The organism is Chloroflexota bacterium, assembly GCA_015478725.1.
Taxonomy (GTDB): domain Bacteria; phylum Chloroflexota; class Limnocylindria; order Limnocylindrales; family CSP1-4; genus C-114.
This window is the reverse complement of record JADMIG010000107.1, coordinates 1-1,527: the sequence shown is the minus strand read 5'-3', so window position 1 is coordinate 1,527 and position 1,527 is coordinate 1. Positions and strand designations below refer to the sequence as shown.

General features: G+C 72.2%; 2 protein-coding genes. One reads left to right on the top strand and one right to left on the bottom strand.

What is annotated here, in order from left to right:
- The coding region (locus tag IVW53_15970; protein MBF6607060.1) for a PD40 domain-containing protein at positions 1-777 on the top strand (777 nt) is incomplete at its 5' end.
- A gap of 158 nt (positions 778-935) precedes the next feature.
- On the opposite strand, the gene IVW53_15965 is transcribed toward IVW53_15970, so the two are convergent.
- Positions 936-1,268, bottom strand: a complete 333-nt coding sequence (locus tag IVW53_15965; GenBank protein MBF6607059.1) for an SHOCT domain-containing protein — start codon at positions 1,266-1,268, stop codon at positions 936-938.
- Between the last annotated feature and the right edge of the window lie 259 nt (positions 1,269-1,527).

Here is a 1,527-nt window from a genome sequence, read left to right as displayed (position 1 = left end):
GACGGCGAGATCACGGGACTGGCCTGGTCGCCCGACAGCGCGTGGCTCGCCTACTGCGAGCCCGTCGAGGCCGGGTTGACCCGCATCATGATCGCCGGGCCGGCCGACGGCACGCTCGTGGCGGTCACCGAGCCGCGCTTCACCGACGCCGACCCCGTGTTCACCTCCGACGGCCGCTACCTCGCGTTCCTGTCGCGGCGCAGCTTCGACCCGATCTACGACGAGCACTCCTTCGACCTCACCTTCCCCGCCGCGTGGCGCCCGTTCCTCGTGCCGCTGGCGGCGCGCACGCCGTCGCCGTTCGGGGCGAGCCCGGACGGGCGTCCGGTGTCGGCGTCCGACGAGGGCCCCGAGGACCCGCCCGCCGAGGAGGTGCCGACCGAGGAGGAGAAGAAGAGGGCCAGGGACGAGGACCCGCCCGAGGTGGTCGTCGACATCGAGGGGCTGGCCGCGCGGGTGGTGCCCATCCCCGTGGTCGAGGGCCGCTACCGCGGGATGACCGCGGCGAAGGACTGCCTGCTCTGGCACCGGTTGCCCGTCAACGGCGAGCTGGGGGACGGCCGCGCGGGCGGCGGGGGCCACGAGCGCCTGGATTTCCTTGCATATCGCTCCGTAGAGACTGTTACGGAGCGAACGGGCCAGGACAGCTCCCTGCCGGCCCCATCTTTGTGCGCGAATCGGACCGGCCGGAGCGTGACGCGAGCGCGAGTCGCGTTCCGATGGGCCGACGGTCGGGCAAATGCTTGGCACCCAAGCCGCGTAACGGTCTGTCGATGACGATATGCGATGAAACTGCCGGCCAGGAGGTCCGGTGCGGCCGAGCGCCGAATGCCGGGCGGAAGCTCGTGAGGCGTCAGCGGCTACGGAGCTTCAGGGGTGCGGCCGAGCGCCGAATGCCCGGCGGACGCTCGCGAGACCTCAGGGGCACCGAGGCATCAGGGGTGCGGGCTGCCGAGCGTGCGGCTCGCGCTGAGGAACTCGGCTTCCGTGATCTCCCCGCGGGCGAAGCGCTCGCGAAGGATCAGCAGGGCCGGGTCGGCGGCGGGCGAAGCGGCGGCGAAGCCACCGGGCGCACCCGCGCCGTACGGTCCGGCCGGCGGCACGAACGGCGGCGGCGTGAACGTGGGCGGCGCGGTGTGGTGATGCGTGTCGTCCGTCCGGCGGATGAGCCAGACGATGAGGAGGACGAACACAATCGCGCAGCCGATCATGAACAGGAGGCCGAACCAACGGCCGCCGAACAGGAACGAGTCGTATCGATACATCATCGGGGCAACCTCCTGGACGCCGATCCGATGTGGCACCGCAGCCGCGGTCGCGGTCGCGCCGGGAGCGTTCCGACAGCCTACTCCCAGCAGCCTGAGCCGGTCCTGAGAGTCGCGTCGGCCGGCGCGCGTGGCAAGGGCCGGCGCGCGTGGCAAGGGCCGGTGTCGCGGGGCAAGGGCCGGTGTCAGACGAGGGCGATCGAACCCTCCGGCACGGTCGATGCCTCGACACGGCCGATGCGCCAGCACCGAACCCCCTCGG

What these genes read in the sequence shown, in the direction of transcription:
- IVW53_15965 (MBF6607059.1), bottom strand. Translation starts at nt 1,268, where the DNA reads ATGATGTATCGATACGACTCGTTCCTGTTCGGCGGCCGTTGGTTCGGC.